Origin of the sequence: Micromonospora inaquosa, assembly GCF_003857055.1 — a bacterium.
Taxonomy (GTDB): Bacteria; Actinomycetota; Actinomycetes; order Mycobacteriales; family Micromonosporaceae; genus Micromonospora; species Micromonospora inaquosa.
Genome location: NZ_QGSZ01000232.1, coordinates 13,929 through 40,300, shown reverse-complemented (window position 1 = coordinate 40,300; position 26,372 = coordinate 13,929). Strand labels below are relative to the sequence as shown.

Genomic DNA, 26,372 nt, shown 5'->3' with positions numbered 1-26,372 from the left:
GCTCGGCCTCACCCGCCTGCGCCTGCAAAACGCAACCCACCGTGACGAACAAGGCGCCCACCACGACACCTGACCTCTGCAAGATCAGCCGTACTCACCTCTGCACTCCAACGAGTACCCCGACAAGACCCAGGACGACCTGTCGGCCGTCGCGGCGATGCGCCGGTTCTGGGACACCGAGACCAACCAAGGCCGCATCCCCACGGGTGCGGAGCTGTCCCGTGCGGCTGGCGTACCGCCCGCCACGGGCCTGGGACGGCGCAAGCGGCGGGCATGGGAGGCAGAACTGCCCGACCACCTCCGCCGACCGCTCGCCCACGCCGGTGAGAGCCGGTAAGCCCTGGCCCGGTGCAGCGAGCGAAGGACGCCACCAGGCATTGGGGTACGGAAAAGCCCTACGTCGATCCACGGGGAAGACCGGGCTCGGGTCAGATGGCCCATGGGGCCAACCGGCGGCAGCAGCGGCGGGTTCTGTAAATTCTTGAGCATGACGAGTTCCAACGGCGGCCACGAGTACACCTTCGCCGGCGCCAACATGACCTCCTTCGTGCGTAGCTGGCTGGCCTCGCTCGACGGACCTGAGGCCGTGTCCGCCGGGCTCTTGGAGCACGCGGCCAACGACGTCATCGCCGGTGACCGGTACTCTTACGGTGCGTCGTTCATGATGGCCAATATCGGTTCCCGAGCGACGAAGACCGAGGCCAGCGACGACGAACTCCGGCTCTTCGCCGTCTTCATGGTCTTTCAGCAGGCGGATTTTCCCGGCGCGACCCAAACGTTGTGGGAGGGTCCGACCATCCATGTGCGCCGCGCCTTCGACTACGCCAACAGCCTCACTTCAGCCGTCGTAGCCCAGCGCCTGCGGCAGAGTGTCATTGATCGAGCTGTCCGCGAGGTTCCGCCGGAACTGACGGCCATGCTCAACAATTCGATGAACCACGATCCGGCGCGCATCGCTGCGCATGAGCGCGAGATGGCCTCGATCCTGCACCGGGAGATCCGGGCGGCGAACCTCATCGACCCTGGCGGCGAGGCCGACTTCGACTTCCGTCTGCTCCAGAGCCAGCTGTAACCGTGGCCCGACGCATTCCGAGTCGTGGTTGAGATTGAACGATGCAACGGCACTAGGCTCATCGATCTCATGATCACGGCGGATCCGCCGACGTGACCGCCAAGACATGAGAGTCCGCCCTCGGCGATGAGAACCTACACCACCTGTAGGTTCTCGTTGATCTAGTCGCTGGGCGGCGCTCTGACCAGCGTTGTTTGGCCTGCTTCGCAGATTAATGTCGCTCCGTTCTTCGCAAGATCATGTCGTTTTCTGGGCGTGGTGTTTTGACCGATCGCCAGGCTGGTCGGCTGACTCGTGCTTGCGTGGGCAGGTCGAAGGCTCAGGGAGGCTCGGACGGCGTTTGGCGCTCAGCGTGGCGCGGCTGGTCGCAGGCGCAGTTGTGGGTGCGGCTCAGGCAGCGCCCTCGTCAGCCGGGCGTGCACGCGGATGGCAGGCCTCGACGCGCGTTGAGCAGGGGATGGGGCGGCTGGGCTGAGCCATCAGGCTGAGTTCGTGTTCACGGACGGTTGGGCCATGGAACGGCTCTTAGGCGCCAACTGAGGACGAGGGCCAGGAGCGCTGCGGCGGTCGTGATCCAGTAGTTGGTGTGCCAGGACCGGCCGGTGGAGAAAGTCGTGGTGAGTAGCGATTCCGGTAGGGTTTGCTGAGCGACCACGAGTAGTGCGAACAGGGATGGCGTGGCGACGGTGGCGACCAGCGGGCCGAGTACGAGGCAGAGAATCGCGCCGATGCTTGTGAAGACAACCACGTTGCCGATGAGCCCGTACAGGGGTGGGAACTGCGTGTCTGGGTGACGGGTGGTGATCACCCAGTACCAGACCGGCAGGACGGCCAGCGGGGCTGCAAGCATGATCGTGGAGTAGGTCAGGTGTCCGAGCCGCGCAGACCGGTGCGCGATGAGTTCTCGCCCGTCGAATCGTGGAGTGGTGATCGCCGGGAGGACGCTGGCTAGCGCGATGGCAACTAGCTCCGGGGTGCCGACGCCTCGAGGCGGCAGGTCGAACACCGCGCTAACCGACAGACTCAGCTCGGGAAACGCAGCAGCGATAACCAGGGCGACGATGATGACGGTCGAGGCGAGTGGCCCGCCGCGGGCGTGCCAGAGTCCGGCGACACGGCCACGCATCACGGAAGGCTGGCGGGTGAGAGTAGGCACGATCGGATCAGCTGTTGGTTGGTCTGAACGAACTCGATGAGTTGCTCGGCGTTCATGGTTGTCAGTTTGTGCGCTGCTGGCGGTGGTTGGGCTGGTGCCACGGTGTTCGCCAGTTGGTCGAAGCCGGCCAGCTGAAGAATTCGTCCTTGCAGCACAGCCGCGATGTCACGGCCCTCGATCGTCCGGCCCGGCTGGGAACAGGCGCGGAGGGTCATGGCTTCGCTGACGAGGAAGGCGACCTGGTCGGGGATGGTGGCGGCTACGAAACGGCGATCGAGAGGACCCGGATCGAGATTGACGAACGCCTCCCCGGGACGCGGCGTGTCCTGATCAGAAGCCGCGAAGTCCGTCACACGGCGCAGCACCGGCGCCAGGCCAGCATCACGCAGGCGCCCCACGACATTAACGGTGCGAGCCATCGCCGGAGCGTTGGCCGCGTGTAAGCACACCTGCGTCTCCTCCACCTGCCGACACAGCTGTGCGACAGGACGGTCCACCACATACAGTTCCGGGCGCCAAGCGAACGCTATCGCCGCCAGTGCTGCCACCGAGGCTAGCCACGCCAGTAGGGTGCGACCGTTGCTGCGGACCGACCCCCTGGACCTGGCCCAGCACGCTAGCGAGGCGGCGAGCAGACAGAGGGCGACGGAAGCCACAACGGCGAATACGGTAGTCGGGGGATTCAACTCGAACCGGGGGGTGGTGACGAACTGCCGCACCGGCAGAATCAGCCCGATCGGTGCGAACAACGGTGCATTGGGCAAGCCCATGACCGCGAAGGCGAGTAGCCCGACCGCAGGCGCGATGACCCAGTGCCGGACGGCCGCGCCGAGGCAGAAGCCGATCAGAGTCAACGTGACCAGACCAGCCAGGCCGACTGTCACGTCCTGCAGCGCCAGGGCTCCGGCGGTAGCCTGGCGCGCCGCAGCGATCTCAATCGGAACCAGCCCGACCGCGTGCCCCAGGCAGAGCCAGATCGCCAGGGAGAGCCCGTGGGTGAGGAACAGGCCTTCGGCCACTTTCGGGCGCAGAGGCAAGGCCACTGGCGAGGAACTCGGGAAGTAGGCCGCGCCCAGTGCCGCTGCTGCGGCTGCCGCCGCCGACCCAGGGATCCACAGCTGCTCGTGCCAGGCGGCGGAGACGGCCGCCCAGGTGACGTAGTCGGCAGCGAGCATCCTCCTGGTCGCTAGGAACGAACCGGCTGCCATCAACGCAGCCGCGGCCGGGAACACCCAGAGCGGGCCGGGCCAGCCGAGCAGTAGGCGTATCCGGCTCATTCGGCACCACCGAACGACATGATCAGGTCGTCGTAGGCGCATTCGAACGGCGACCCGGGCCGGCCATCGACGCTGGGCCGGGTCGTGGCCAGTCCCGCGAGCGTGCCCTGATACCGGATCTTGCCCTCGGCCAGGACAGCGACAGTATCCGCGAGATGCTCCACGTCCTCGGTCAGGTGGGTGGACAGCAGCACCGGCCGCTCGGCTCCCAGGTGCCGGATCACCTCTCGCACCTTGAGTCGCTGCCCGGGGTCGAGACCGACTGTGGGCTCGTCCAGAATGACGATCCGCGGATCGTGCACGATGCCGGTGGCGAGAGCGACTCGTTGGCGCTGCCCCCCGCTGAGGGTGCGGATCCGCCGTGACCCAAGGTCCCGCGCCTGCATCTTGTCCAACGCCACCTTGACCGCCTCGTCCGTCCGCGCAGCGTCCACGCCGCTGAGCCAGGCCGCATAGGCGACGAGGTCACGCACCTTCGCCAAGCCGGGAAGCGACGGATTCTGCGGCACGTAACCGATCAACGCCTGTGCCGCCTTGCCGGCGCTGACATCCCGACCGTCAATGACCACCCGTCCCCCATCGGGACGCGCCAATCCGACGACGCACTTGATCAGCGTGGTCTTTCCCGCCCCGTTCGGACCCAGCAGGGCGGTCACTCCTCGACCGACGGTGCAGGAGGCGCCGGTAAGCACCCGGCGCCTCCTGTATGAGAACGAGAGGTCCTGAACCTCAACTGTGCCCGTCACTCAATGAACCTCTGTCCTCGTCCGATCGATCTGATCAGCAGCGCTGGGCCCGCGACGACTCGGCCGACGCCCCGGTGCTCGACTTGAACTTGGAGTAGTAGTTGCCCGTGCCGTTGCCGCAGGACCCGTCGACCAAGGCCGTTCCGGCGTCGAAGGACTTCTTGCCCACCTCGTCGTCGGGCCAGTTGTTGCGGTCCTCCTAGATGTAGCCAGTGCCGGGGACCGTGTTGCCGCAGCCCTCGCGGCCGACGATTGCGTTGTTGTCGGAGTCCGGCACATCGGCGCGAAGGGTGCAGGCCTGCACAGTGTTGGAGCCGGCGACGGCGACCCCGGCCCCCACGCCGACCAGGGTGAAGGCGAACACGCCGGTAGCCAGCGCCCGTGAGATCTTTCGCATAACGACCCTTTCCGTAGTCGCTGCACGCCGTGATTCGCGGCGACTCAGCGAAACCTGACTGGGTTGTGATCCACTCGCCGGCTGGGGTCACTCATTGCAGTCGATACCTTGCCCACGGTGCCTGTCAAGGCTCCACACCGAAAGATTGCATCGATATCCATGGTCATGTTAAGCCTGGTCGGCGGCTTTCACGCTCTGGTGATTGGGGCCGCGCGGCGCGGTCGCGGCGTGGATCGTCAGGGCGCCAGCCGCGTAGCGGTTTGGCGTACTGATCGAGCAGTTCGGCGGCGCGCGAGTGTTCGAGCATGGCGAGCAGGGCTCGGCCGTGCTCGGTAGTGAACATGGGATGGCGGGATCTGCCCCGGTTGAGTAGGGGTTGCCGATGTCGGCTTCTAGTGCCTCGTCTTTGAACGTTGATCGTGTAATCCGTCGGTTCTGAGGACTCGTCCGGCAGGCTGTCTCTCATCGTTCACGGTGGGAGGTGGTGGCCGGTGGGCAGACGCCCGGAGGTGTTCGTCCGGCAGGTGTCGATGGCCGAGGGTCAGCGGTTGCAGCGGATCACCCGGACGGCGAAGGATCCGGTGAAGCTGCGTCGGGCGATCGTGGTGCTGATGTCCGCCCAGGGCCAGCCAGCGCCGGACATCGCTTACTTGCTCAAGACCAGCGAGGACTACGTCCGCGATGTGATCCACGCGTTCAACGAGCGGGGGTTCGACGCGTTGGACCCAAAATGGAGCGGGGGTGCACCGAGACGGATTGATGAGCAGGCCCGCGACTGGATCTGTGTCATCGCCCGGTGCGACCCCCGTTTCCTCGGCCGACCGTTCTCCTGCTGGTCCCTGGCCAAGCTGCGCGACTACCTGATCGACGCCGGGTACGTCACGACGATCAGCGTCGAGACCATCCGGCGGATCCTGCACGAGCGCGGGGTGTCCTGGCAGGCCACCAAGACGTGGAAGGCCAGCACCGACCCCGAGTTCACGTCGAAGATGCGCCGGATCCTGGACCTCTACGACCACCCGCCGGCCGACGGCAGGGTGCTGTGCGTCGACGAGTTCGGGCCACTGAACCTGCAACCCCGTCCCGGCCGGGCCTGGCGTCCGCAGGGCCAACCAGTTCGACTGAGGGCCACCTACACCCGTGACCAGGGCGTTCGGCACATGATCGCCGCCCTGGACCTGACCACCGGGCGCCTGCACTACCGCATCCGGGACCGCAAACGCTGGCGCGAGTTCCTCGGCTTCCTCAAGACCCTGCGCCGTCGCTGGCCCGGCGACAAGCTCTACCTCATCGTGGACAACTTCTCCCCGCACAAGCATCCCGAGGTTCGCGCCTGGTGCACCGCCAACCAGGTGGCGCTGGTGTTCCTGCCGACCTATGCGTCCTGGCTGAACTGGATCGAGGCGGAGTTCGCCGCAGTGCGGTACTTCGCCCTCAACGGCACCGACCACCGCAGCCACGCCGAACAGGATGCCGCCATCGGCGACTACATCCGCTGGCGCAACCAGCGCGCCAGACCGAAATCCGGATTCGCCGCCGACTCCAAGATCCGCCATCCGGATTACCCGTTCAAGGCTGCATGACGGGGCACTAGCTTGGCGATCTGGGCGGTGAGGGTGGGGGCGCTGACGTTGATCGCGCGGGAGGCGACGTTGATGCTGGGGTAGCCGACGATCTGTTGGAAGCGGCGTAGTCGCAGCCAGCCATGATGAGGGCCTTCGACGGCGCGGCGGATGTCTTCGGGCAGGGCGGGGTGGGTGCGGCCGTGGACGGGCATCCCGACGAAGCTTTGCGGCCGTCGTGCGATGTTGAAGCGGATCAGGTTGCGGCGGACAGTCTCGGGGGTAAGGTGGCTTCACATCAACAATCGCGACCAGGCCAGACCTATTGATCAGCAGCAGGTCCGGCACGTGACAGCGTGTCCTATCGCCATCGAAAACGACCAGTTGGAACGGCTGCGCGACCATCGCGACCGTCGCTGCGTCGAAGTCCGCCAGTAAGATCCTGGCCAGCTCCAGCCGACTCTCGTACGCGACCAGCCGCCCAGTCGTCGACGCCCAATACCAGCCCGAATAGAACCGCCGGCCCTTGTACCAGCGGAACTCGCGCACCGGCAAGGCAGCAGCCAGCGCGTCAACCTCAACACGGCCCAGTACTGACTGCACCACCTCGCCATCCGCATCGCGATAGCGAACCGTAGCCCCGACACCGCAGCGAACGCTGTCCTTTCCAGGCATACGGGAGATCGTGCTAGCTTCAGATCGAAACAGCTCTACGCCACACTGAGCGAGTTATCACAACCCTGTCGGAAACGATACCCACGCCGACACGATTCTGAGAAACCGACATCCTCAACGACAACCTATACCACCGCTACCCGGCAACGATCCTTCTGATCGCCGCCACCTGGTCAATCCATGACGAGAGTCGCGTGATCTTCACGATGTCCCCGGTCTTCGGGGCCTGGATGATCAAGCCTTGGCCGAGGTACATGCCGACGTGCCGCGGGTCGGACATGGTGCCTTCGCTGCCGGGGATGAGGATGAGGTCGCCGGGCAGCAGCATGGCCGGGTCGGTGATCTCCTTCCCGGCGTTGACCTGGTCCATGGTGACGCGCGGGATGGAGACTCCGGCGGCCCGGTAGGCGGCCTGCATCAGCGACGAGCAGTCGCACTGCTTGTCGGGGTTGCCGGAGTGCGGGTCGGAGCACGAGCCGCCGAAGTGATACGGCGTGCCCAGTTGCCCGACCGCCCAGAAGATCGCGGTCGTCACCTGCGGCGGGGTGTTGACCGGCAGGGTGAACCCGTCCGGCAGGGCCGTGAGGGCGTCGGTGGCGCAGTCGGTCAGGGTGCTGGTCAGCTGCTGGACGAGCTGGATGGCGTCGTCGGTCCACTTGGCGTACGCGTCCGGGAATGCCGAGATCTGCACTGCCTGGGCGGCCGTGGTCAGTGGCATGGTCTGCCAGCCCGGGATGGTCAGCAGCTTGTCGTAGAACTTCCCGGCCTGGTACTCGGGCTTGGCCAGCTGCTCGACGGTGCCCCAGCCCTGGCTGGGCCGCTGCTGGAACACCCCGATCGAGTCGTGGTCGTTGCGGTCGCCGAGGAACGGCAGGTTGCGCAGGCCGGACTCCTGCATGGCGGTGGCCAGCGCGACGGTCCAGCCCCACTGGGGTACGCCTTTGGACACGCCGACGTCGATGATGGTGGCGGCGATCTCCAGTTGCTCGGTGTCCCAGCTGCCGGCGCCGGGCGGTTGCCCGGAGGCCAGTACCGAGACGCCGGTGGTGCTGCCGCAGCCGCCGGGACCGCCCATGACGGCCGACAGCAGGAGCATCGGCAGGCCGAAGCAGCCGATGATGACGACGGTGACGATGCCGATGATGGCTTTGGTCATGACGATCTGCCTTTCGGTGAAAACAAAAAAGGCCGGACTTCGCGCGGGTGCGCGGCCGGCGGGAACGGGAAAAGCTCGGGCTACGTGCGGTGGATGAGCGGCAGCAGCTCGGCGTGGGTCTGGTGGAGGACGTCGGCGATCAGGTCGGCGGCGGGGTCGACGGGGTGGCCGAGGTCGACCGGTGTGGCGTAGCGCCAGTCCCAGTGCCCGGGTTCGAGCGCGGGCACGAACCACAAGGTGCCGTGCCAGTTGAGGAACAGCGCGCCGCCGATTTGCGGGGCGAGCAGGGTCATGGGCTGGCTGGCGCAGGTGGCCAGGCAGTGGCAGCCCGGGTCGGTGTAGTGGGTGCGCAGGTGCCCGTGGTGGACCGGGCATCGGCAGTCGCAGTGCCGCTCGTAGGGGCTGCGGTAGGTGCGGTACATAGCTGTCTCCTCAAGCAGGTGGTGAAACGCAAAAAGGGCCGTGGGCCGCCCACGCGGGCGGCCCACCTTGAACCGGTCAGCAGTTGGGTCAGGCGATCTGCCGTCGCAGGACGTGGGCGGCCTCGCGGAGCAGGCGCTCGATGTGCACGCTGTCGTCGTAGGTGTCGGCGCGGGTGTCGATTTCGCCGCCGTGCTCCCAGTCCCACTGGCCGTTGGCCATGGCGTTGACGTGCCACAGGTCGCCGTGTTGGTCGAGGAACAGGGCGCAGCCCCACTGCTCCGCGAGGAGGGTCATGGGCTGGGTGTCGCAGGTGATGGTGCAGGCGCAGCCGGGCTGGAAGTAGTCGGTGCGCGGGAAGCCGTGGTGCAGCGGGCAACGGCAGTTGCACAGCTTGCGCCACGGGGCGGTGTAGGACATGTCTTTCTCCCAAGGGGTGCGGTGGGTTCGCCTCGGTGGTCGCCGGCGGGGCGGCTCGCCGAGGCGTACGAGGGGTGACGGGTCAGCGCGGGCCGATGCGCCAGGTGCGGCCGGGACCGAGCCACCGGTCCTGTTGCACCTGGCGGCTCTCGGCGACGGTGAGCAGGTAGGCGGGCAGCTGCGGGACGCCTTCGCGCCAGGCCCGGTACAGCCGGTGGGTGCCGTCGATCAGCAGCGGCGAGGGCTCTACGCCGTCGATGAGCAGGTGGGCGACGATGACCGGCCTGGCCAGGTCGGTGCTCATGGCGTAGTCGCGGTCGAAGGCGTCCGGCGCCGGACCGAGCAGCCCGATCGTGTCCGGATCGGGTTTGTCGATGCGGGTCAGGCCGAACGCCTGCGCCCACGTCGGCACGTCGAGCGACCGGGTGGGTCGGGGTGCGGCGTCGATCAGCGACATCGCGGTGTGCACCGCGAAGACCCAGACGTGGTAGTGGAACCACTGCTGCCTGTGCGGCGTGGTCATCGGCGGTGGCCCTCGCCGGTGAGGCGGCTGTAGATCGCGACGCATCGCAGGATCAGCTGGTAGGCGGGCAGGGTGAGAAGCCGGTCCCGCTTGTCCTGCTTGAGCTGGTCCCAGATCGTGACGGTGACGCTGGCCGACCACAGGTCCACCAGAACGCCGTTGATCTTGGCGTGCTGGCGCTCGGCGACGATCGCGCGCAGCGAGTCGATGAGGGTCGCGTCGCCGATCGGGTGGGTGTAGTCGTCGGGCCGGGCCGCGTCCTCCAGCAGCGTCAGGCAGTCCTCGCACGCGTGGTCGGGACGCGGCGGGTCCTCGGTCTCCCACCGGGTCACGTCGGTGGCGGGTACGCCGCAGACGGCCTGGCGCTCGTCGCGGGGATGGCGGATGTGCGGGACCGTCGGCCGCTGCGGCGGCACGGGAGTGGTCTCGGTCATGGGTCTGTGGTCCGTTCGTGACGGGCCGGGACGGCAGGTGACCGCCGCCCCGGCACAGAGGCGGATTCGGTCAGACCTTCAGCAGGTCGAAGGCGGTCAACTTGAGGTCGCCGGTCTTGCCGGTGATCACGCGGTTGGCGCGGGTCGTGGGGTCCTTGGCGGCCTGGTAGTGGTCGAGGTACTCGGTGATGGCCTGGTATCCGGCCCACCGGCTGCCCTTGATGGCCTTCTGCGTGTCGGCCTCGGTGATCAGGTACTTGAGCGTCCCCAGCCGCTCCTTGGCGTTGGCCTTGGTTTTGTCGGTGGCGTTGTCAGCGACGGGCCACACCTGCGCGACGATCTTCTCGAACTCGCGGGTGGTCATCGCGGTCTGCAGCATCCGCTCGGCGGCCTTCTCGAACTCGCCCATGTAGCGCCACATCAGACCCAGCGCCTCGCGGGCCTGGGTGATCTGCTCGCCGACCTTGGAGGTGTGACGGAACGTGTAGTGCCCCACGGCGTGGGCGAACGCCGCCCGCTGGGTGTTGGCACAGACGACGCGGATGGGGCTGGCGTCCACACGCAGCGCGGCAGTGCCGTCGTGGGAGGTCGTGCCGATCAGATACAGGTCCATCCGGTCGACCCCGGCGATCTCCATCGCGGTCGGCAGCTTCATCGTGACGAACACCGACTTGCCCCGCCGCAGGCTGCCCGCAGTCTCGAAGTGGGCGCCTCCGGCCTGGTCGACGAGCTGGTCGAGCATGTCGGCGCACTGCTCGTTCTGGATGACCTCGTAGTCGTTGCCGACGATGCCCAGATACTCGGTCTGGCCGGTCACCGGGTTGCGGCGCACGGTCATGCGCCGGTCGTCGGCCAGGATCGGGACCTCGATCCCGTCCACGACGTCGATGCCCCTGACGGGAATGGTGCGAACGCCCCAGTTGCCGAGCAGGGCGGCGCCCATGATCTCGTTGGCGCTCATCGTGGCCTGAGTGACGGTGCCCAGCTGGTGCCAGGCCGACACGCGGGCGGAGGCGAAGGCGGTCTGCCCGTTGGCGAACGTCTCCAGTTCGTGTGCCACGGGGTTCTCCTTTCGGAAGTGGGAAGGGCCGAGCCACATGGCTCGGCCCAGGTATGGGTGGCGGCGCGGCCGGGGCCGGGCGTTGCCCGGCCCCGGCGTTGTCATCAGGACTGCTCGTTGCCCGAGGAGTTCTCGGCCCTGGTGTTGCTTGCCTCGGCGTCGACCGTCTCGGACGTGGCGTCGGCACGAGCGGTGGCGTTCGAGGTCTCGGCCTCGGCCGTCTCGCCCTCGCCGGCCGGGGCCGGGTAGGCGAAGGTGAGCGGGGCGTCAGAGACCATCTCGATGTCGCCCTTGGCGGCGGCCTTGGTGCAGTTGTTGCGCACCGCCCCGGAGCTGACGTTGCGCCCGCCGAGCTGGGCGCTGATCGTGGTGGCGATCTCCTGCGGCGACATCGAGCGGCCGGGGTTGGCCGCCAGCACGGCCAGGGTCAGCTTCTCCAGCTCGCCCTTGGCGAACGGCTGGCTGCCGTCGCCGTTGACCGTCAGGTCGGTGCGGCGGACCGCCCCGGCCGTCGCGGTGCTCACCGTGCGCGGCGGCAGCCGCTTGGGCAGCTTCACGACGTGCCCGGTGCCGTCCTCGGCGACGACGTGGATCGTGCCGTCGGAGCGGATCAAGGACTGCACCAGGGCGACCGCCTCGGGCGATTCCGTGACGCCCTTGACCACCTGGAAGCAGACCGGGCAGCGGGGCGGCTCCGGGTTCGGGTCGACCTCGCTGGCCTTGGTCGGTCCGACGATCCACCGGCGCGGGATACCCGGCAGACGGCGGGCGGCGTCGGCCTGCTCCATCGCGGCCAGCAGCCGGGAGGCGGTCGGGTGCCCGATGCCGCTCTCGTTGACGATCTCGTCGAGGGTCGCGCCGTCGTCGCCGTACTCGGCGATGACCGCTTTGATCGTCATGACCTTGCGGTCGCCGGGACGGCTCTGCTGCACGACCGTGACGGCCGCCCGGACGGGCTCGCCCTCCGACTCGTCGTCGTCCTCGTGGTCCGAGTCCTGGCTGTCGCTGTCCGCCCCGGCGTCGGCGCTGTCCGGGTTCGCGTCCTCGCCGTCGTTGCTGGCGGCCTGGTCGTCGGCGCCGTCCTGGCCGGTGGAGTCGCCGCCGTCCAGCTCCGTGCCGGGCTCCGGGTCGTCGGCCAGGTTGTCGCCGGCCTCGCCGGCCCCGAGGCCCGGGGTGATGTCGGCCTCGGTGTCGCCGGTGAGGCCGGTGTCGTTGATGTCGTTGCCCTGCCCGAGGTCCGGGTCGGCCTCGTCGGAGGTGACGGCTTCCGTGACGCCCTCGGCCATGGTCCAGCGGGTGGGGACGCCCTCGGCGGCGTCGGTGTCGGTGTCGACCGGGACGATCAGACCGGCGTCGGACAGGGTCTTGATCGCCTTGTCGACAGTCGATCGGGCCTTACCGGACTGGTTGGCCAGCTCGTGGACGTTGCCCTGGCCGAGGTAGTGCAGGGCGTTGAAGACCGCCTGAGTGGCGGGCGTCATGGTGGACAGGTCGTGCTGCATGGTGGTGTCCCCTTTCTGGGACTTGTGGGTTGGCAGCGCGGCACGTCGGTGTGCCGTGCTGTGGTGCGCCGGGTCGCGGGCAGCAGGTATCGCGGCAGGCGCGTGGAGCGGTGCGCTGCCGTCATGGGGTGCTGCGAGGGGCGGCCCGGTGGCCTGGGATGGCGGCCGGTGGCCGCCGGGGAGGATCAGTCGCCGGAGGCGGCGGCCTCGGTGGCCGCGGGCTCCAGGACGTAGAAGCCGTGGGCCGGGTCGTGGTAGATCCCGGCGTCGGCGTGGGAGAGGCGCAGCTGGCCGGGGCCGACCGTCAGGTCGAGTTCGGCGTCTGCCCGGCCGATCCGCACGCGGGTGCGCCGCCCGGCCAGGTGCTGCTTGCGGCAGGCATCGGTGTGCGGCAGGACGACGAGGGTCGTGTCGCCCGGGTTGACGAAGCGCCGCCGCAGCACCGCGCCGGGGTTGGCGTCGGCGTACGCGGTGCGCTCGTCGTCGCTGAGCAGGGTCTCGGCCCAGTTGCGGGCGTACCGGTACTCGCGGCCCAGCTTCGCGATGGCGTCCAGCGGCCCGGTCAGCGCCGTGATCGACGTGGACAGGTCGTCCTCGTTGATCAGCGCGGTCCGCAGCCGGTCGACGGTGAGCAGCAGCTCCAGCCGGTGACGGCGCATCGTGTCGGCGGCCTTGGGGAGGTCGGCGGCGGCCGGTACCGGGTCGGTGGCGTGCTGGTCGAGGGTGCGGCCGGTGAGCCGGGCGATCCGGCGGCCGACCGAGTCGATGTTGAGCATGGCGGCCTCCTACTCGGCGAGCTGGTCCAGCTCGGTTGGGGTGAGCTGGTCGGGGTTGCGGCTGCGCCAGGCGGCCGAGTGCCGCAGCGCCCACCAGCGCAGCAGCGACCGGCAGGCGGTGGCGAGGTCGTCGCGGACCGGCAGCCGGTAGGCCGTGCCGGAGGCGATCTGGGCCGCGTCGGTGCAGGCGGTCGGCTGCCAGATCCCGTCCTCGGTTTCGACGAGCACACCGACCATTCGGTTCGGGTACGGCACCGCGAACGCCTGCGCGGCCTCGGCGTCGGCGGTCACCCGCCACTGATGGTGGGTGAAGCGCTGCAGGGTGGCCACGCCGTGGCCCGGGTCGCCGGAGCGCAGCAGCAGGTGGCGCTGCTCGCCGTGGTTGAGCGGGCGGTGCCGCCGCCAGGCCCCGTACAGGTCGAGCAGGCTGCCGGTGATGACGGTGTGCCGTTCCATGGCGGCGCGCTGGTCGATCGTGGCGAGCACGTCCTGCATCGCCGCGCCGGTGCCGGTGGGCCGGAGGCCGAAGGACGGCCGCGGGGCCGGGCTGTCGAGGTCGGCGCTGCTGGTGTTGTAGGCCATGGCGGTCTTGTGCAGGATGCGGGCGAGGTCGCCGAAGGCGTCCTCGGTGCCGGTGTCGTAGCGCCACAGCTGCTCGGGCAGCACGTCGTTGGTGGAGGCGGCGATCAGCCGCAGTGCGGGGTCGGCGAGGAACATGGCGGCTCCTTCGTGGGGATGTGGGTGGGCATGGCGAAGGCCGGTCGCAGCTGGGCTGCGACCGGTCCTCGAGTTGGTGGGTGGGTTAGGCGATGGTGACCGCGCACAGGCGGGCGCTGGGCTTGAGCGTCCGCAGGTACTTGATGGCCTCGTTCAGGAAGCGCAGCCGGTCGGCGATGGTGTCGCTGGACGGCTTGAGGACCTTGCCTTCGGCGGTGATCAGCAGATCCCCGACGATGGCCATGCGCCAGTGCAGCCCGGCGTAGGCGTGCTCTCCGGCCTGGTAGGCGGTCAGCTCGTCGGGGTCGAACTCGTAGTTGCCAGCGCTGGCGAGCATCGCGATGACGCGAGGCTGTGCGTGGAACCGGCGGCGGGCCTCGTTGAGGGTGACCTTGGACGGGTCGGCCTGGTGCTGGGCGAGGTAGTCCTCCCACGGTCGGGCGGGCCGAGCGGTGGCCGGGGTGGAGTTCATGTACTGGTTCCAGGCGTGCCAGCGAAGGCGGGCATGGGTCGCGGCGGCTGCGGCGGCTCCGTTGAGGTCGAGGCGGCTCTTGCGGCCTCCGGCGGCCTTGGTGATGGCGCCGAACCGGCGTGCGGTGTCGAGGAGGTAGTAGTCGAGGAACCGGGTGATCCAGCCGATGAACCGGCGGTGCCGGACGTGGAAGCGTCGGGCGGGGGTGCCATTGGCGTTGAGGAGGTCGTTGACCTTCTCGGAGGCGGAAAACCAGTCGGCGTCCTCGCCGGGGTTGAACACGACGGTGACGACCTGGTCGGTGAGCGGGGTGTTGGTGGGCATGGCGGGGTGCTCCCTTCGCGAAGGAGTGGGTTGGGGTTTGCCGTGCTGGTGGTGCCACCGGATCGCGACGTCTGGGCCTGGGTGCTGCCGTGAGAGGCGCGGGGCGGGGATCGGAGCCGACCAGAAGGTGGGCTATGCGATCCCGCTGGCGCGGGCAGGTCCAGGAAGGACAGACGGGCGACGGTGCGAACAGAAGGAAAGAGAAGAAGCTGCACCGTAGCGAGGCGACCTGTCAGCACAACCCCTGCCAGGAAAGCCGACCATGCCCCTGACCTGGACTGACAGGTTCGGGCTTGGGGCTGCCAGGTTGTGTCAGGTCAGGAAGACTCCGTTCTCGTCGTAGTTCGAGTTGGCGGCGACCACGCGGCCATGGTCGCTGGGCAGCCCGGCCAGGCGCACGCGCTGCGTATCGCCGACGGGAAGCCATCCGGCGTCGGCGGGATCGCTACTGTAGGTCGCGGTGGCGACAGCGACCCCTTCGGGCCGCCGGCCGCGCAGGTACGCGTGGAGGTGTTCTTCACGGTCCTCCGTCGGCAGCCAGAACAGCACCGGATAGCGCGGGCCTCCCTTGCGGGCCAGGGCCGCGTACTTGTCCAGCTTGGCGGCCAGCTTGCCCAGGGGCTCGCTGCCGGTGTCGGCCTCCAGCCAATACCCGACCGTCGTGCCGTCCTCGCTCCACAGGCCGTGCCCGTCCGGGGTGACCGGTGAGAACCGGGCCGCTGTCTTCGTCTCCGGCCACCACCGCGACAGCTCGGCGGCCGGGTGGCTGCGGGCGTACGCCCACAGCCGGACGCCGAACTCGGTGGCCGTAAGCAGGTGCGTCAGATTCGGATTGGCTGACAGCCGTTGCATCTGCTGGCGGCTGGTGCGAGCGGTGGGCTCGGGCCGGTTGTGGGCTGCGGCCTGAAACCGGTGACCGTTGTAGCCGAGCGTCCAGTGCCAGGGCTGCGAGCCGCCGCCGTCGCGGGCGAACCGGAACCGGTCCAGCAGCCCCAGCCGGTACAGCTCACCGAGGCGGATCTGGCAGGTACGCCGGGCCAGGAAGAACAGGGCGTGGATCTGATCGGTGGTGAGGACCTGGTGGTCGTCGAGCAACTGGAGCAGCTGACGGTCACGGGAGGTGATGTGCGGGTAGATGGCCAGCAGGCCATCAGAGCGCGATTGCGGCATAGGTAGATACCCCCGGGAGAGAGAAACCCTGTAGGGAGTCTGGATAGGTTGATCTTGCTGTCAGGGCTGCGGCAGGCCGGGTTTGGGCAGCTCAGACACCTGACAGGCGCTGGTCGGGGGGCTCGCCTGGGGTCTCGTGTCGCAGACACCCCCAAACGAGCCCCCAATGCCGCACCCGGCCGAGGACCCAGGCGAGCGGGCTTGATCAGCGCTCGCGACGCTCCATCCGCCGTTTCATGACCGTTTTGGCCAGCTGGTGCATCGGTGGTTCCTCGCCGTCGACGGCGTGGGCGGCGGCATGGGCCTGCCGGATCGCGGTGGCCTCGCCGACGATCGGCGCGGGCGGGTTGGTGACGAAGGTGAACCCGGGAAGCTCCCGGTTGCCGACGAGCAGCCGGGCCGCGGCGGTGTAGACGTCGAGATGGGCGAGGTCGTGCTCGTCCAGCTCGGGCTTGGTGTGCCGCGACAGCTCCCGGGCGTCGCCCGGGTCGACGTTGAAGAACAGCTTCGTGCGGGCGTTGGCCGAGATCGCCGACGCCACGTCCTTGGGCAGCTGCGCCAGATCCTGGTGAGCCAGGACCAGGCCGAGCCGGAACCCTCGCGCCTCGGCCAGCATGTCGGCCACGCTGCCCGGCAGTGTCAAGAAGTTTTGACATTCATCGATGTAAAGACTGGCGTCTCTTCGCTGGTCCTCGGGCACGCTGGCTCGTGCGATGGCGGCCTGCCAGACCCGGGCGACGATCAGCGAACCCAGGATGCGGCTGGTCTCCTCACCGAGGATGCCTTTCGGCAGCCGGCACAGCAGTACGCCGCCGTCGAGCACCTTGCCCATGTCGAACGAGCTGTTCGTGTTCCCGATGACCGACTTCACGAAGTCCCGCAGCAGGAACGCCCGCAGGCGCGCCAGGACGGGGGCGATGACCTGGCCCCGGAACTGCTCGTTGATGCCGTCGTACCAGAGCCAGAACCCGCCCAGGCCGTCCGGGTCGTCCAGGCCGTTGGTGAACCTGGCCCGGAAGTCCTTGTCCTGCAACAGCGACGGGACGAGGCTGAGGGTCGGCTTCGCGTGGCGCATCAGCGTCAGGCAGGCCACCCGCATCGTGTCGTCCATACGCGGACCCCACTGCCCCTGGAAGATCTTCGCGAAGATCCCGACCAAGTTATCCACAGCCAGATGCGGGTCGCCCCGGTCGTCGAGCGGGTTGAAGCAGGCCGGATGCTCCTGGTCCGGGTCGATGATCGCGATCCGATCGGCGTAGGTCGCGGGGAGCCGGTCGAGGATGTCGGTGATCAAGTCCCCTCGCGGGTCGATGACCACCGTTCCGCGACCGGCCTTGATGTCGGCCAGGATCATGTTCAGCATCAGCGTGCTCTTGCCGACGCCGGTCTTACCGACCAGATGAACGTGTTGGCGGGCGTCGGTGACGTTGAGGCCCACGGAGTGGTTGCCGATCTGCGTGCGGCCCAGCACCTTCACCCCTCGCCCGCCGGAGGGCACGGCCACGGGCGCCGGCACGGCCTTGGCCCGAGCCCGATCGAGGCCCGGCACCGCCACGTCCTGGGGCAGAGCCGCCATGGCGGCGAGTTCCGGCACGGTGGCCAAGAACCCCCGCCGTAGACGCCTTCCGGCGATCGTGGCCACCGGCTGCGGCATCTTCATCCTGCGCAGCCGGTTCGGGCCGGTGTACGCCGCGGCGGCCGAGGCGATCGTGTGCCCGAGCCCGACGAGGCGCTCGCGGATCTGCTTCGTGCGCGCCTTGTCCGGCGGGGTCTTGCCCGCGTCGGCCGCGACGGCGAACCGGATCGCGATCTCGAAGTGCGGCACCCGAATCGCCTTGTCGACAATCGTGCGGGCGTCGGCGTTGGCCACCGGGTCACGCTCACCGGAGCGCACCGGCGTACGCGCCGGTGTCCGCCGTGACGAGCCGGGTGTGAACACGTCCAGGGCCCAGATCAGCGGTTCGGTGAGCAGCCGCGCGACCCCGGAAACGGCACGTGCGGCCACATCTGGCCGCCCGTGGGGGTGTGTGCCTGTCGCCGCCGCCGTGCGTCTGGCGGCGCGTAGCCGCCGGGGTGATGCCGGTCGGGCCAGGATCTGCACGCACGCGTGCTCGCGGTCGCGGACCTCGGCCCCGGCCGACAGCAGCGCCCGCAGCGGGTCGGCGTCGTGCTCGCTGCGCAGGGGCAGCGAGTCGGCCGACTGCGGCCAGTGCGCCCCGCCGACCTGCTCGACCACCGTCGCGGGAATCGGCGCGGCGGCGTCGGTGACGGTGAGGGTCGCGGCGGGCCAGGCCGCCCGGATCGCGGCCTCGACCGCGCCGGGCGGCACCGTGCCGGGCACCCACACCCGGACCGTCAGCGTGCGGCCGGTCCAGGTGTACTCCCAGCCGATGTGCGGCATGCCGTAGATCCGCCGCCGCCACACCGAGGGCGTGAGGACGCCCATGATGGTGGTCCAGAACGCCGCCGCCGACTCCGGCGTCACCTCCGGCGGCGCGGCCACCGTCAGCCACCGCGCCCCCGTGACGTAGCGCTGGTGCCGCCAGGCGAGCACCTTGTCCCGGGCGGCGACACCGCCGATGATGAAGACCGGGACGAAGAACGCCAGCCACGGCCGGGCCGTGATCCACGCCCAAAGTTCACCGAGCCGGGTCACGATCTCGGGATTCATGACGCCTCACCGATCCCCGTCACGGCGATCTTGTGCTCGGCCGCCGACCCGACGCTGCGGAACGGAATCCGCGAGCGGCCAGCGACGAGCAGACCCTCCCCGCGTGGCGCCGCCAGGAGCAGCCGGGCTTCCCCGGCGGTCAGCGAGAACGCCTCCTTCACCTTGTCGATGGCCTGGGTCGACTGGTGCATCAGCACTTGGGTCGCGGCGTTGGACACCACGGCCATCCCGAGGTCGGTGGACAGCACGTCGGCCGCGTCCTGGGTGACGACGCACAGCCCGGCCGACCGCTTGCGCGCGGCCTTGGCCATGCGGAACAGGAACCGGGCACCCTCCCCGTCCCTCATCAGCAGCCAGGCTTCGTCGACCACGACGAGGTGCCGCCGCCGGCGTACGCCAGACGACGGAGTGTCGATGCCCGACCAGATCGAGTCCAGGGCCAGGAGCGTGCCGACCGTGCGCAGCTCGTCGGGCAGGTGCCGCAGCGACCAGACGACCAGGTGGCCGTCCGGGGCGGTGGACGTCGGTCCGTCGAACAGGCTGGAGAAGTTGCCCGTGCTCCATGGGGCCAGCCGGGCGGCCAGCTGCTCGGCCGCCGGGTCCTCGTCGGCCGCCAGCACCTCGGCCAGGTCCCGCAGCAGCGGCGCGGGCTTGGCCCAGGTGGCCGGGTCGCCGTTGATCCCGGCCGCCGCGTACGTGGCCGTGATCGCCCGATCGAGGGCAGCGCGCTCGGTCGGTGGCGGCGGTGCGCCGAGCATGACCGCGATCAGCGTGTGCAGGTACAGCCCGCGCCGGGTCAGCGTGTCGGCCCGGTCGTCGTGGGGCAGATCCAGGGGGTTGATGCGTACGCCCGGCAGGCCGAGCTGCACGACGGTCCCCCCGACGTGCTCCGCCAGCGGTGCGTACTCGTCCTCGGGATCGATGATCGAAACCCGGGTGCCCTGGTACAGGTTCCGCAGCACCTCCAGCTTGACGAAGTACGACTTGCCCGCGCCGGACTGGGCGAGGACGACGGAGTTGTGGTTGTCCTGCCGCCACCGGTCCCACAGCAGCACGCCGTTGCTGGTGGTGTTCAGCCCGTAGAGCACGCCGTCCGGCGGGGCCAGGACGCCCGGTGCCGGTGCGGCCAGATCCGCCGACGCCAGCGGGAACGCCGCCGCGAGCGAGTTGGTATCGAGGATGCGGCGCATCCGCAGCGGGTCCACGCCGATCGGCAGCGTGGCCACCCAGCCCTGCTGGTGGCGGAACGTGGTCGGCTGCAGGTCCAGAAGGACCGACGCGGCGGCCGACTTGACGCCCGCGGTGACCGCGCGTAGCTCGTCGAGGTGGCGGGCGTGGATGGTGACGTAGATGCCGACGTCGAACAGCTTGGCCGCACCCCGGGCGACGCGCTCGGCGAGGTCGGCGGCGTCGGCTGCCGCCGCCTCGGTCATCGGGTCGCCGAGCTTGCCCTGGTCGGCGTCCAGACGGCGCGAGGACTCCAGACGGGCGCGCTGGCGCTTGAGCATCGGCGCGGCCAGCTGCGCCGCGACCGGGTCGATGTGCACGGCCACGTCCACGCGGCCCGGGTAGGACAGCAGCGGATCGAGCCAGGCCGGGCCGACCTCGGCCGGGTAGCCGGTGACGGCGAAGGTGGCGGCGTAGCCGTCGCCGACCTGCACGTGCCAGGGGGTGACCGACAAGGCGGCCGGGGAGGGCATGCCCTCCCCGGCCGCAACCCTCTTCTTGGTTTTCCACAGGTTCATTCGCTGCTCCGCAGGGTGATGGGGGCGCCCGGAACGGCTCTCGGGCCGGGCACCGGTGGGTTGAAGGGATCGGCGGCGGTGGCCAGCGCGGCGGACACCGCCGGGCCGTCCAGGGCAGCGGCTTCGACACCGAGCCCGGTCAGGGCGCGTACGGCGGTATCGGCGACCTGCTCGCCGGTGATGACGGCCAGCACCTGACGGCGCAACGGATCGCGCTCCTCATCGAGGTCGAGAAGGAACTCGGCGTAGTCGTCGGCTGCCGCCGCCAGAGCCGGATGCGGCAGGCGGGGCGCGTGGTCGACGGTGGCCTGCGCGTGCGCGGTCAGGTCGTGGCGCTGCGCGGCCACGACGATCTGCGCGGGGCCAGTCAGGCTGTTGAGGAACCGGCCGAACCCGTCCAGCAGCGCGCCCTGCTCGCCGCCGGTACGCAGGTGGATGTTCGTAGTACCACAGGCGATCAGCACCCGGGACTTGCCCTCGGAGGTGACGACTCCGCTCGCGCTGACCGCCGTGACCGGCGAGCGCAGCGGCGCCGGGACGCTCGTCTTGCCGGCCACCGCGGCGACCGAGGTCGCCCGAGCGCTGCCGGGGGCGAGCTGGCGCGGGCTGCGCGACAGCGTGATCCCGTGCTTGAGCCACACGTCCAGCGGCAGGCCGTCACGCCGCCCGAGGGCGACGACGATCGCGATGGAGAACACGATCATCCCGGCGACGATCCACACGGGTGGGGGCAGCAGCGGCCCGAAGGTCCGGTAGATGCCGAACCCGCCGAGGCCGACGCCGCCGACGATGGCCAGCTGCCGGAACGTGAGCCCGAACGCGATGCGGTCCGGTGCGTTGACGTCGGCCGTTACCACGGCGCGCGGGGTGGTGTCTTCGTCGTGGGTCATCGCCCACCTCGCATCGTGCGCCCGAACGGGATCTTGCGGGTGATGGACTGGATCAGGACCGCCCGGACCAGCACGCCGCCCATGCTGGGGCCGCCCTTGTGAGTCACGTACCGGCGCATCATGCTCGGGATCTTGAGCGTGACCCACAGCAGCACGGCCGTGATCATCAGGTTGATGATGTCCGAGCCGGGCAGGCCGATCAGCACTGGCAGGCTGCTGTTCGGGTCGATCAGCAGTTGCACGCCCGTGCTGAAGGCGATGGCCTGCAGCGTTGGTGTGGCCAGGCAGCCGATCCCGGTGCGCCACCACAGGTCCGCCGCGCCCTGGGTCCAGGGCGTGGCGTAGCAGGCGAGGGCGACGGGGGCGACTCCGGCCCAGATGATGAGCACGCCGATCCGGACGATCCAGCTGCCGAGCAGGGCGAACATCAGCCCGACGATCAGCAGGCCGACGACGAGCGCGACCAGGGCGGTGCCTTCGTCGCTCAGCGCGGCGGCCACGTGGGTGCGAGTCGCGTTGACCGCGTCGGTCGTCGGTGCCGCTGTGCCGACCGTGGACACGCTCAGCGCGTTGGCGATCTCGATCAGCGCGGCGCTCAGCGCGACGGCGAAGTTGCTGGCGACCAGTCCGACGATGAGGCGGGGTACCAGATCCTTGATGCTGTAACGCATCTCGACCGAGCCGCCGGCCATCGTGGCGATGCCGGCGGCGATGATGGCGAGGATGAAGCAGGTGTTGACGACGTACGCGCTTTTGGTCGCGATCGTCTGTACCTGCGGCAGGACGGTGACGTTCGGTGAGAGGAACATCGATGAGCTCAGGTAGGCGAGGAGCCCGCCGAGCAGGTCTTGCAACCGCTCGGCGAGCCAGTCGACCAGCCCATTCATCAGCCAGTTGACCATGATGGGTGTCCTGTCCTCAGCCGCCGAGGATGCCCTGCAGGACGGTCAGCACGACCGGTGCGAGCACGGCCAGGGCGTAGCCGATCAGGGCGGACTTGAAGTTGCCCTTGGCCTGCTCGACCTGGCTCGGGTCGCCTCCGGCGGCCATGTAGCGCAGGCCACCCACGACGAGGAACATCGTGGCCACGGCGGCGATGATGCCCATGATCCACGTGCGGATGCCGTCGATGACCTGCGGCAGGGTTTTCGGGGCCGCCAGCGGTTGCGGCGCGGCGGCGAGGATGTCGTTGAGGTAGTGCAGAGTTGTGTGCATTGCGGCGCTCCACAGGATGTGGGGGCCGCCGCGGTGGGGACCGGGCGAAGTCCTGGAGAAATCCGGTGGGGGCGCTCCTCCCTTGCAAGGGAAGGGATTGCGGTGTCAGTACGCCGCGCCAGCCATGCCGGACCTGTAGGGCCTCGCCCGTGGGTTGTCCCCACCGGGCGGGCATGCCGTGGATGACATGCACCGCCCAGATCCGTGCTGTCAGGGCGATCGAACCGGCCTGCGACCTGTCACGACCTGTCTGCGCCTGACAGCCGCGCCGCGTCGGCGGACCTGACAGGGCTGCCCCGCAACGCAACCGGCTTGCGGGGACGCGAAAGAGGCCGCCCCGGGCGATGCCCGGGGCGGCCTTGGTGTTGCGGCGGGATGTGGCGAGTTGCCCGTCAGGCGAGCGCGGGTTCGCGCAGCTGGGTACGGGCCGGGACGGACAGTTCGCCTCGTACGACGGCCGCGGCTACGGCTCGTTCGGCGCGGCGGCGCCGCATGCGCAGCACGGAGGCGGTCACGCCCTTCTCGGCGGCCAGCGTCTCGATGAGCGCGTCGCCGAAGCGGGTCGCGCTGATGAGCTCGGCGGCCTCCGAGGTGATGACGCCAGCGGCGGCGGCCCGGCCGAGCAGAAGGTCCGGGTGGCCGTACGGGCGCTTGGGCGTACGCGATCCGCTGGACAGCTCGGCGGGAAGCTCCTCGGTGTCGCGGATCTTCTTGATGACCGCTTCGCCGCCTCGGTACGCCGCCCAGGTCAGGCGCATCCACAGCCGGGGCCGGTCGAGGTCGGCGGTGCGCAGCGCGTGCAGGAACTCGGCCAGGATCTCCGAGTCGATGTCCTCGGCGTGGCGGGGGTAGCCGCGGCTGAACTTCGCGGCGAAGTGGGTCAGGGCGGGCAGGGCGACGCCGATCGCGCCGACGACCCACGCCGGTCCCCATTCCCGGGCCTGCAGCGCGAGCTGCCGCCACGTCGCGTCGATGGTGTCGGAGTCGTAGCTCTCGAACAGCATCATCTTGCGCAGCGCATCCAGCGGCATGGTCTTGTCCGGCAGGCCGGGCACCGGGCGGGCGTCGAACACCAGCGGCGCGGGCTCGCAGGTCAGCAGCGCGAACGCCTGCTCGGCCTGGGCCAGGGCGCCGGAGCGGAAGGAGGTGGTGGTGGTTGGCATGTCGTGTCCCCTCGTGGTGGAGCCGAACCGCCGGCTGCGGCGGCTCGTGGCTCGATTGGAGACAGGCGACCTGACACCTCAAGGCTCCGTTAGATCGGGACAGGTTCGGACAGTTCGTGTCAGGTTCGCGGCTGTCAGCCCGGTCCGCAGGATCGGTCGCTGACTGGTTCTGTCAGGTCGGGGGCGGGTTCGATCGGCCCAACACGGCCGTTCTAGGCACTGTCAGTACGCCCGCCGGTCCGGGGGCCACCGTGCCTATGACCGATAACACCAATCACCACAGCGCCCCGGTCCCGGTCGGGGACGTCGTGCCGGGCGACGTGCCCGTGCCGATCACCGTCTGGCCGGTGCCCGCCCCGCGCAGGGGCGACACCATGTCCAACGCCATGGGGGTGCGGCCCGTGCACAACCTCACCCATCCCGGCGAGCTGATCGTCGATCTGGCTGACGGGCCGCAGCTGGCCCGCGCGGTCATCGCGGCCAGCCGCCGCAGTCACCTTCAGGCGGCCCGGCAGGCCGGCTGGGGGCGGGAGCCCGCGCGGCTCATCGTCACCGGCTGGCCGCTCGACGGCCTGGTCCCGGTGGAGTTCTTCATCCGCTGCCGGGACGCTCTGCTGCCGGGCGGCTGCGTGGCCGTCCTGCTCAGCCACGACGTGACCGCACCGGTCGACGTCATCGTTGCCGCCAAGACGGCGGGCCTGAGCTACCTGCAGCACATCGTGGCGGCCGACCGGCCGCCCCGGCGTGGGCAGGAGACGCTGCTCGACATCCACACCGACGTGCTGATCATGACGCTCAGCGCGGCCGGGAACGGGGGTGGGCGGTGACCGAGCCGATGCCGGTCACGTCGGTGTGGCTGACCTGCCAGCAGCCCTCGCGGGACCAGCGGCGAGGCCGCTACGTCCCGGAGTCGTCCAGCCATCCGGGCAAGATGCTGCCCAACCTGGCCGCTCACGCCATTCGGGCCTACACCGCGCTGGGAGACCTGGTGTTCGACCCGATGTGCGGGTCGGGCACCACCCTCGTGGAGGCCATGCACCTGGGGCGGGAGGGGATCGGGATCGACATCGAGCCCCGCTTCACCGCCCTGGCCGAAGCGAACGTCGCGCTGGCTGCGTCGCAGGGCGCCGCCGGCACCGGGCGAGTCGTCACCGGCGACGCCACCAGGTTGCTCGATCTGGTCCCGGCGTCCACGGTCGGGCGAGCGGGACTCGTGCTCACCTCTCCGCCCTACGGCAGGGGGACTCACGGCCTGGTGCGGGCGACGAGTACCGGGGTACGCAAGCGGGACCACCTCTATGGGGACCGGGAGTCGGGCAACCTCGCCTATGCGGGATGGTCCCGCTTGCTCGACGGGTTCGCCGAGATCCTGGCCGCGAGCTACCAGCTGCTGCGTCCCGGCGGGACCGTGGTCATCACCTGCCGACCGGTACGCCGCCAGCGGGACGACTTCGTGGACCTGCCCGGCGAGCTGCTGGCCGTGGCCACGTCGGTCGGCCTGGTCCCGGTGGAGCGGTGCGCGGCGATGCTCGCCGCCGTCCGCGACGGGCAGATCGTGCACCGGGCCAGCATGTTTGGCCTGATGGCGGTCCGCCGAGCCCGCGCCGAAGGCGTCCCCGTGCACCTCGTGGCGCACGAGGACGTCTGGGTGCTCCGGCACCCGTAAAGGTCCACACCGGTGTCGCAGAAGGGCAGGTCAAGCCCTGTGACCGGCGTGCATCGCGCCGGTTGACGCGATACCGCCCACCAGGAGGCGGCGGGATCGGGGCAGGTCAGTCCCGCCGCTTCCAGTGCCCGCCGACCCGTGCACCTCACCAACGGCCGTCCACGGTCACGCTTCCCGCGACCCGAGTCCCGCCTTGGGCTGGGGTGGGGTGGGGTGGGGTGCACGACAGTCCCGCCCGCGCCCGACGCGGGCGGGACCCTACGCCGACATCAAGCGGGACCGCCTCGCCGCCCGGCGGGACCAGTCCCGCTCGAGTACCGCTTCGGGCGGGCCGGCACCGGGACTCGTCCCGCACCACCGGCCGCCGCGAGTCCCGCTCGGCGTTCGCCCTTCTACCTCTTCGACCGCCGTTGCGTCCGGCGCCGCCGAGACGGCCGCGCCGGTCCACCTCACACCCTTGGAGGCAAACATGCGGAACTTCCTGACGCTGCCCGAGCGCAGCACCTACGCCAGCGCCAACGGGCTGGCGCTGCTGGTCGCCGTCATCACGGTCAACGGGCTCGCGGTGACCGGCGGCAACCTCGCCATCGTCGCGGTCCTGGCCGTCGTCGCCGGGTTCGCGCTGGCCGGATGGTCGCGGCTGCTCTACAGCCTCATCGACGCCGGGAACCGGCAGATCGGCCCGCTGGTCGGGCTGGTCACCGTGGCCGTGCTGCTGGCGGCCTGGGCCGCCGGATGGCCGCTGCTGCTCGGCGTCGCGCTGCTGCTGGTTGTGTGCAGGCTGCCGTTCATGGCCGCCGAGGCGGCCGGGCAGGCACTGCGCGTACGCGCGTACTGGTCCAACTCCGAGCAGCTGTGGCACGCGGCGACGGTCGCGCAGATCGTCATCGACGCCGTCGCCCTCGGCGCGACCGCCGTGCTCCTGGCCGGGCCCTGGGACGGCCCCGTGCCGCTCGTGCGGCTCGCGGCGACGCTGCTGATGCTCGTGCCGCTGCTGCTGTCGCGGGCCGCCGACCGGTCGGGGCTGATGCCTCGCATCCTGTTCTGGCCCACCCCCGGCGAGCGGGAAGCGCAGGTCACGCGGCCTGCCGACGAGCCGCAGCAGCAGTGACCTGACAGGCGGCGACCTGTCAGGTTCGCGGGCTGTCAGGTCGTGACAGGTC

The 26,372-nt window shown here is 69.8% G+C and carries 27 protein-coding genes and 2 pseudogenes; 5 read left to right on the top strand and 24 right to left on the bottom strand.

All coding sequences use genetic code 11. From position 1 onward, the window contains the following. Nucleotides 1-487 precede the first annotated feature (487 nt). Nucleotides 488-1,072: a hypothetical protein gene (locus DLJ59_RS19780; RefSeq protein WP_124774117.1), complete on the top strand. Its 585-nt coding sequence runs from the start codon at nt 488-490 to the stop codon at nt 1,070-1,072. A gap of 496 nt (nt 1,073-1,568) precedes the next feature. On the opposite strand, the gene DLJ59_RS19775 is transcribed toward DLJ59_RS19780, so the two are convergent. The 5 genes from DLJ59_RS19775 to DLJ59_RS36375 form a co-directional block, all read right to left on the bottom strand. Further along, on the bottom strand, nt 1,569-2,198 hold the full coding sequence (locus tag DLJ59_RS19775; RefSeq protein ID WP_124774116.1) for a hypothetical protein: 630 nt from the start codon (nt 2,196-2,198) through the stop codon (nt 1,569-1,571). Beyond that, a complete protein-coding gene (locus tag DLJ59_RS37525) occupies nt 2,198-3,403 on the bottom strand; it encodes a hypothetical protein (protein WP_244236129.1) in 1,206 nt (401 codons plus the stop codon). Before DLJ59_RS37525 ends, DLJ59_RS19775 begins: the two co-directional genes overlap by 1 nt. A gap of 98 nt (nt 3,404-3,501) precedes the next feature. Further along, nucleotides 3,502-4,197, bottom strand: a complete 696-nt coding sequence (locus tag DLJ59_RS19765; protein WP_167493875.1) for an ABC transporter ATP-binding protein — start codon at nt 4,195-4,197, stop codon at nt 3,502-3,504. Between the two features lie 88 nt (nt 4,198-4,285). Beyond that, on the bottom strand, nt 4,286-4,420 hold the full coding sequence (locus tag DLJ59_RS37920; protein WP_279635767.1) for a hypothetical protein: 135 nt from the start codon (nt 4,418-4,420) through the stop codon (nt 4,286-4,288). A gap of 30 nt (nt 4,421-4,450) precedes the next feature. Next, nucleotides 4,451-4,648, bottom strand: coding sequence for a hypothetical protein (locus tag DLJ59_RS36375; protein ID WP_158630875.1), 198 nt, complete (start codon nt 4,646-4,648; stop codon nt 4,451-4,453). 491 nt (nt 4,649-5,139) lie between these two features. Here DLJ59_RS36375 and DLJ59_RS19755 point away from each other — a divergent pair, with 491 nt between their 5' ends. Then, nucleotides 5,140-6,231, top strand: a complete 1,092-nt coding sequence (locus DLJ59_RS19755) for an IS630 family transposase (RefSeq protein WP_244236128.1) — start codon at nt 5,140-5,142, stop codon at nt 6,229-6,231. On the opposite strand, the gene DLJ59_RS36370 is transcribed toward DLJ59_RS19755, so the two are convergent. The 19 genes and pseudogenes from DLJ59_RS36370 to DLJ59_RS19665 all read right to left on the bottom strand — a co-directional run bounded on the left by DLJ59_RS36370 (nt 6,210) and on the right by DLJ59_RS19665 (nt 23,543). Continuing rightward, nucleotides 6,210-6,425: a hypothetical protein gene (locus DLJ59_RS36370; RefSeq protein WP_158630874.1), complete on the bottom strand. Its 216-nt coding sequence runs from the start codon at nt 6,423-6,425 to the stop codon at nt 6,210-6,212. The two genes, DLJ59_RS19755 and DLJ59_RS36370, sit on opposite strands and share 22 nt — an antisense overlap. A gap of 82 nt (nt 6,426-6,507) precedes the next feature. Further along, a pseudogene (locus tag DLJ59_RS38320) lies at nt 6,508-6,885 on the bottom strand (TnsA-like heteromeric transposase endonuclease subunit); the annotation flags it as partial. A 136-nt stretch (nt 6,886-7,021) separates the two neighbouring features. Then, nucleotides 7,022-8,041, bottom strand: coding sequence for a C40 family peptidase (locus tag DLJ59_RS19745; RefSeq protein WP_124774115.1), 1,020 nt, complete (start codon nt 8,039-8,041; stop codon nt 7,022-7,024). An 80-nt stretch (nt 8,042-8,121) separates the two neighbouring features. Further along, a complete protein-coding gene (locus DLJ59_RS19740) occupies nt 8,122-8,463 on the bottom strand; it encodes a hypothetical protein (protein WP_124774114.1) in 342 nt (113 codons plus the stop codon). An 88-nt stretch (nt 8,464-8,551) separates the two neighbouring features. Continuing rightward, nucleotides 8,552-8,881 carry a hypothetical protein gene (locus tag DLJ59_RS19735; protein WP_124774113.1) on the bottom strand — a complete coding sequence of 110 codons (330 nt, stop codon included), beginning with the start codon at nt 8,879-8,881 and terminating at the stop codon, nt 8,552-8,554. Between the two features lie 82 nt (nt 8,882-8,963). Beyond that, entirely contained in the window at nt 8,964-9,404 is a 441-nt protein-coding gene (locus tag DLJ59_RS19730) for a hypothetical protein (RefSeq protein WP_124774112.1), read from the bottom strand. After that, nucleotides 9,401-9,838 (bottom strand): hypothetical protein, encoded by a 438-nt coding sequence (locus tag DLJ59_RS19725; RefSeq protein ID WP_124774111.1) that lies wholly within the window; start codon nt 9,836-9,838, stop codon nt 9,401-9,403. Before DLJ59_RS19725 ends, DLJ59_RS19730 begins: the two co-directional genes overlap by 4 nt. 70 nt (nt 9,839-9,908) lie before the next feature. Further along, a complete protein-coding gene (locus DLJ59_RS19720; protein WP_124774110.1) occupies nt 9,909-10,898 on the bottom strand; it encodes a DUF932 domain-containing protein in 990 nt (329 codons plus the stop codon). 104 nt (nt 10,899-11,002) lie between these two features. Further along, entirely contained in the window at nt 11,003-12,400 is a 1,398-nt protein-coding gene (locus DLJ59_RS19715) for a MarR family transcriptional regulator (protein WP_208648773.1), read from the bottom strand. Nucleotides 12,401-12,585: 185 nt separating this feature from the next. Then, a complete protein-coding gene (locus tag DLJ59_RS19710; RefSeq protein ID WP_124774109.1) occupies nt 12,586-13,176 on the bottom strand; it encodes a hypothetical protein in 591 nt (196 codons plus the stop codon). Between the two features lie 9 nt (nt 13,177-13,185). Beyond that, on the bottom strand, nt 13,186-13,893 hold the full coding sequence (locus DLJ59_RS19705; RefSeq protein ID WP_124774108.1) for a hypothetical protein: 708 nt from the start codon (nt 13,891-13,893) through the stop codon (nt 13,186-13,188). An 85-nt stretch (nt 13,894-13,978) separates the two neighbouring features. After that, a complete protein-coding gene (locus DLJ59_RS19700) occupies nt 13,979-14,689 on the bottom strand; it encodes a hypothetical protein (protein WP_124774107.1) in 711 nt (236 codons plus the stop codon). Nucleotides 14,690-15,001: 312 nt separating this feature from the next. Further along, nucleotides 15,002-15,859: a replication-relaxation family protein gene (locus tag DLJ59_RS19695; protein WP_244236127.1), complete on the bottom strand. Its 858-nt coding sequence runs from the start codon at nt 15,857-15,859 to the stop codon at nt 15,002-15,004. A gap of 205 nt (nt 15,860-16,064) precedes the next feature. After that, nucleotides 16,065-18,530, bottom strand: a complete 2,466-nt coding sequence (locus DLJ59_RS19690) for a type IV secretory system conjugative DNA transfer family protein (protein WP_124774106.1) — start codon at nt 18,528-18,530, stop codon at nt 16,065-16,067. Continuing rightward, nucleotides 18,527-20,275, bottom strand: a complete 1,749-nt coding sequence (locus tag DLJ59_RS19685; RefSeq protein WP_124774105.1) for a VirB4 family type IV secretion system protein — start codon at nt 20,273-20,275, stop codon at nt 18,527-18,529. The genes DLJ59_RS19690 and DLJ59_RS19685 overlap by 4 nt, the downstream gene beginning before the upstream one ends. Then, the gene (locus DLJ59_RS19680) at nt 20,272-21,165 is read right to left on the bottom strand and encodes a PrgI family protein (protein ID WP_124774104.1); all 894 of its coding nucleotides are present in this window, start codon (nt 21,163-21,165) and stop codon (nt 20,272-20,274) included. The genes DLJ59_RS19685 and DLJ59_RS19680 overlap by 4 nt, the downstream gene beginning before the upstream one ends. Beyond that, the gene (locus DLJ59_RS19675) at nt 21,162-22,067 is read right to left on the bottom strand and encodes a hypothetical protein (protein WP_124774103.1); all 906 of its coding nucleotides are present in this window, start codon (nt 22,065-22,067) and stop codon (nt 21,162-21,164) included. Before DLJ59_RS19675 ends, DLJ59_RS19680 begins: the two co-directional genes overlap by 4 nt. 16 nt (nt 22,068-22,083) lie before the next feature. Then, nucleotides 22,084-22,380: a pilin gene (locus DLJ59_RS19670; protein WP_053065296.1), complete on the bottom strand. Its 297-nt coding sequence runs from the start codon at nt 22,378-22,380 to the stop codon at nt 22,084-22,086. Nucleotides 22,381-22,772: 392 nt separating this feature from the next. Further along, nucleotides 22,773-23,543 carry a hypothetical protein gene (locus DLJ59_RS19665; RefSeq protein ID WP_124774102.1) on the bottom strand — a complete coding sequence of 257 codons (771 nt, stop codon included), beginning with the start codon at nt 23,541-23,543 and terminating at the stop codon, nt 22,773-22,775. 257 nt (nt 23,544-23,800) lie between these two features. On the opposite strand from DLJ59_RS19665, the gene DLJ59_RS19660 reads away from it, so the two are divergent. From DLJ59_RS19660 to DLJ59_RS19650, 3 genes and pseudogenes are all read left to right on the top strand, one after another. Next, on the top strand, nt 23,801-24,370 hold the full coding sequence (locus DLJ59_RS19660; RefSeq protein ID WP_244236126.1) for a hypothetical protein: 570 nt from the start codon (nt 23,801-23,803) through the stop codon (nt 24,368-24,370). Next, nucleotides 24,352-25,209: pseudogene (locus DLJ59_RS19655) on the top strand (TRM11 family SAM-dependent methyltransferase); the annotation flags it as partial. The gene DLJ59_RS19660 and the pseudogene DLJ59_RS19655, both read left to right, overlap by 19 nt. 469 nt (nt 25,210-25,678) lie before the next feature. Further along, nucleotides 25,679-26,320, top strand: a complete 642-nt coding sequence (locus tag DLJ59_RS19650) for a hypothetical protein (RefSeq protein ID WP_124774100.1) — start codon at nt 25,679-25,681, stop codon at nt 26,318-26,320. Nucleotides 26,321-26,372: the final 52 nt, after the last annotated feature.

Excerpts from the sequence above, each read along its gene's own strand:
- DLJ59_RS19690 (WP_124774106.1), bottom strand. The coding sequence starts at position 18,530 with ATGAATCCCGAGATCGTGACCCGGCTCGGTGAACTTTGGGCGTGGATC.
- DLJ59_RS19730 (WP_124774112.1), bottom strand. The coding sequence starts at position 9,404 with ATGACCACGCCGCACAGGCAGCAGTGGTTCCACTACCACGTCTGGGTC.
- DLJ59_RS19725 (WP_124774111.1), bottom strand. The coding sequence starts at position 9,838 with ATGACCGAGACCACTCCCGTGCCGCCGCAGCGGCCGACGGTCCCGCAC.
- DLJ59_RS37525 (WP_244236129.1), bottom strand. The coding sequence starts at position 3,403 with ATGCTCGCTGCCGACTACGTCACCTGGGCGGCCGTCTCCGCCGCCTGG.
- DLJ59_RS36370 (WP_158630874.1), bottom strand. The coding sequence starts at position 6,425 with ATGCCCGTCCACGGCCGCACCCACCCCGCCCTGCCCGAAGACATCCGC.
- DLJ59_RS19745 (WP_124774115.1), bottom strand. The coding sequence starts at position 8,041 with ATGACCAAAGCCATCATCGGCATCGTCACCGTCGTCATCATCGGCTGC.
- DLJ59_RS19715 (WP_208648773.1), bottom strand. The coding sequence starts at position 12,400 with ATGCAGCACGACCTGTCCACCATGACGCCCGCCACTCAGGCGGTCTTC.
- DLJ59_RS19680 (WP_124774104.1), bottom strand. The coding sequence starts at position 21,165 with ATGACCCACGACGAAGACACCACCCCGCGCGCCGTGGTAACGGCCGAC.
- DLJ59_RS19685 (WP_124774105.1), bottom strand. The coding sequence starts at position 20,275 with ATGAACCTGTGGAAAACCAAGAAGAGGGTTGCGGCCGGGGAGGGCATG.
- DLJ59_RS19710 (WP_124774109.1), bottom strand. The coding sequence starts at position 13,176 with ATGCTCAACATCGACTCGGTCGGCCGCCGGATCGCCCGGCTCACCGGC.
- DLJ59_RS19775 (WP_124774116.1), bottom strand. The coding sequence starts at position 2,198 with ATGCGTGGCCGTGTCGCCGGACTCTGGCACGCCCGCGGCGGGCCACTC.
- DLJ59_RS19780 (WP_124774117.1), top strand. The coding sequence starts at position 488 with ATGACGAGTTCCAACGGCGGCCACGAGTACACCTTCGCCGGCGCCAAC.
- DLJ59_RS19650 (WP_124774100.1), top strand. The coding sequence starts at position 25,679 with ATGCGGAACTTCCTGACGCTGCCCGAGCGCAGCACCTACGCCAGCGCC.
- DLJ59_RS19705 (WP_124774108.1), bottom strand. The coding sequence starts at position 13,893 with ATGTTCCTCGCCGACCCCGCACTGCGGCTGATCGCCGCCTCCACCAAC.
- DLJ59_RS19675 (WP_124774103.1), bottom strand. The coding sequence starts at position 22,067 with ATGGTCAACTGGCTGATGAATGGGCTGGTCGACTGGCTCGCCGAGCGG.
- DLJ59_RS19735 (WP_124774113.1), bottom strand. The coding sequence starts at position 8,881 with ATGTCCTACACCGCCCCGTGGCGCAAGCTGTGCAACTGCCGTTGCCCG.
- DLJ59_RS19740 (WP_124774114.1), bottom strand. The coding sequence starts at position 8,463 with ATGTACCGCACCTACCGCAGCCCCTACGAGCGGCACTGCGACTGCCGA.
- DLJ59_RS19670 (WP_053065296.1), bottom strand. The coding sequence starts at position 22,380 with ATGCACACAACTCTGCACTACCTCAACGACATCCTCGCCGCCGCGCCG.
- DLJ59_RS19660 (WP_244236126.1), top strand. The coding sequence starts at position 23,801 with ATGACCGATAACACCAATCACCACAGCGCCCCGGTCCCGGTCGGGGAC.
- DLJ59_RS19665 (WP_124774102.1), bottom strand. The coding sequence starts at position 23,543 with ATGCCAACCACCACCACCTCCTTCCGCTCCGGCGCCCTGGCCCAGGCC.
- DLJ59_RS19700 (WP_124774107.1), bottom strand. The coding sequence starts at position 14,689 with ATGCCCACCAACACCCCGCTCACCGACCAGGTCGTCACCGTCGTGTTC.
- DLJ59_RS36375 (WP_158630875.1), bottom strand. The coding sequence starts at position 4,648 with ATGCGAAAGATCTCACGGGCGCTGGCTACCGGCGTGTTCGCCTTCACC.
- DLJ59_RS19695 (WP_244236127.1), bottom strand. The coding sequence starts at position 15,859 with ATGCCGCAATCGCGCTCTGATGGCCTGCTGGCCATCTACCCGCACATC.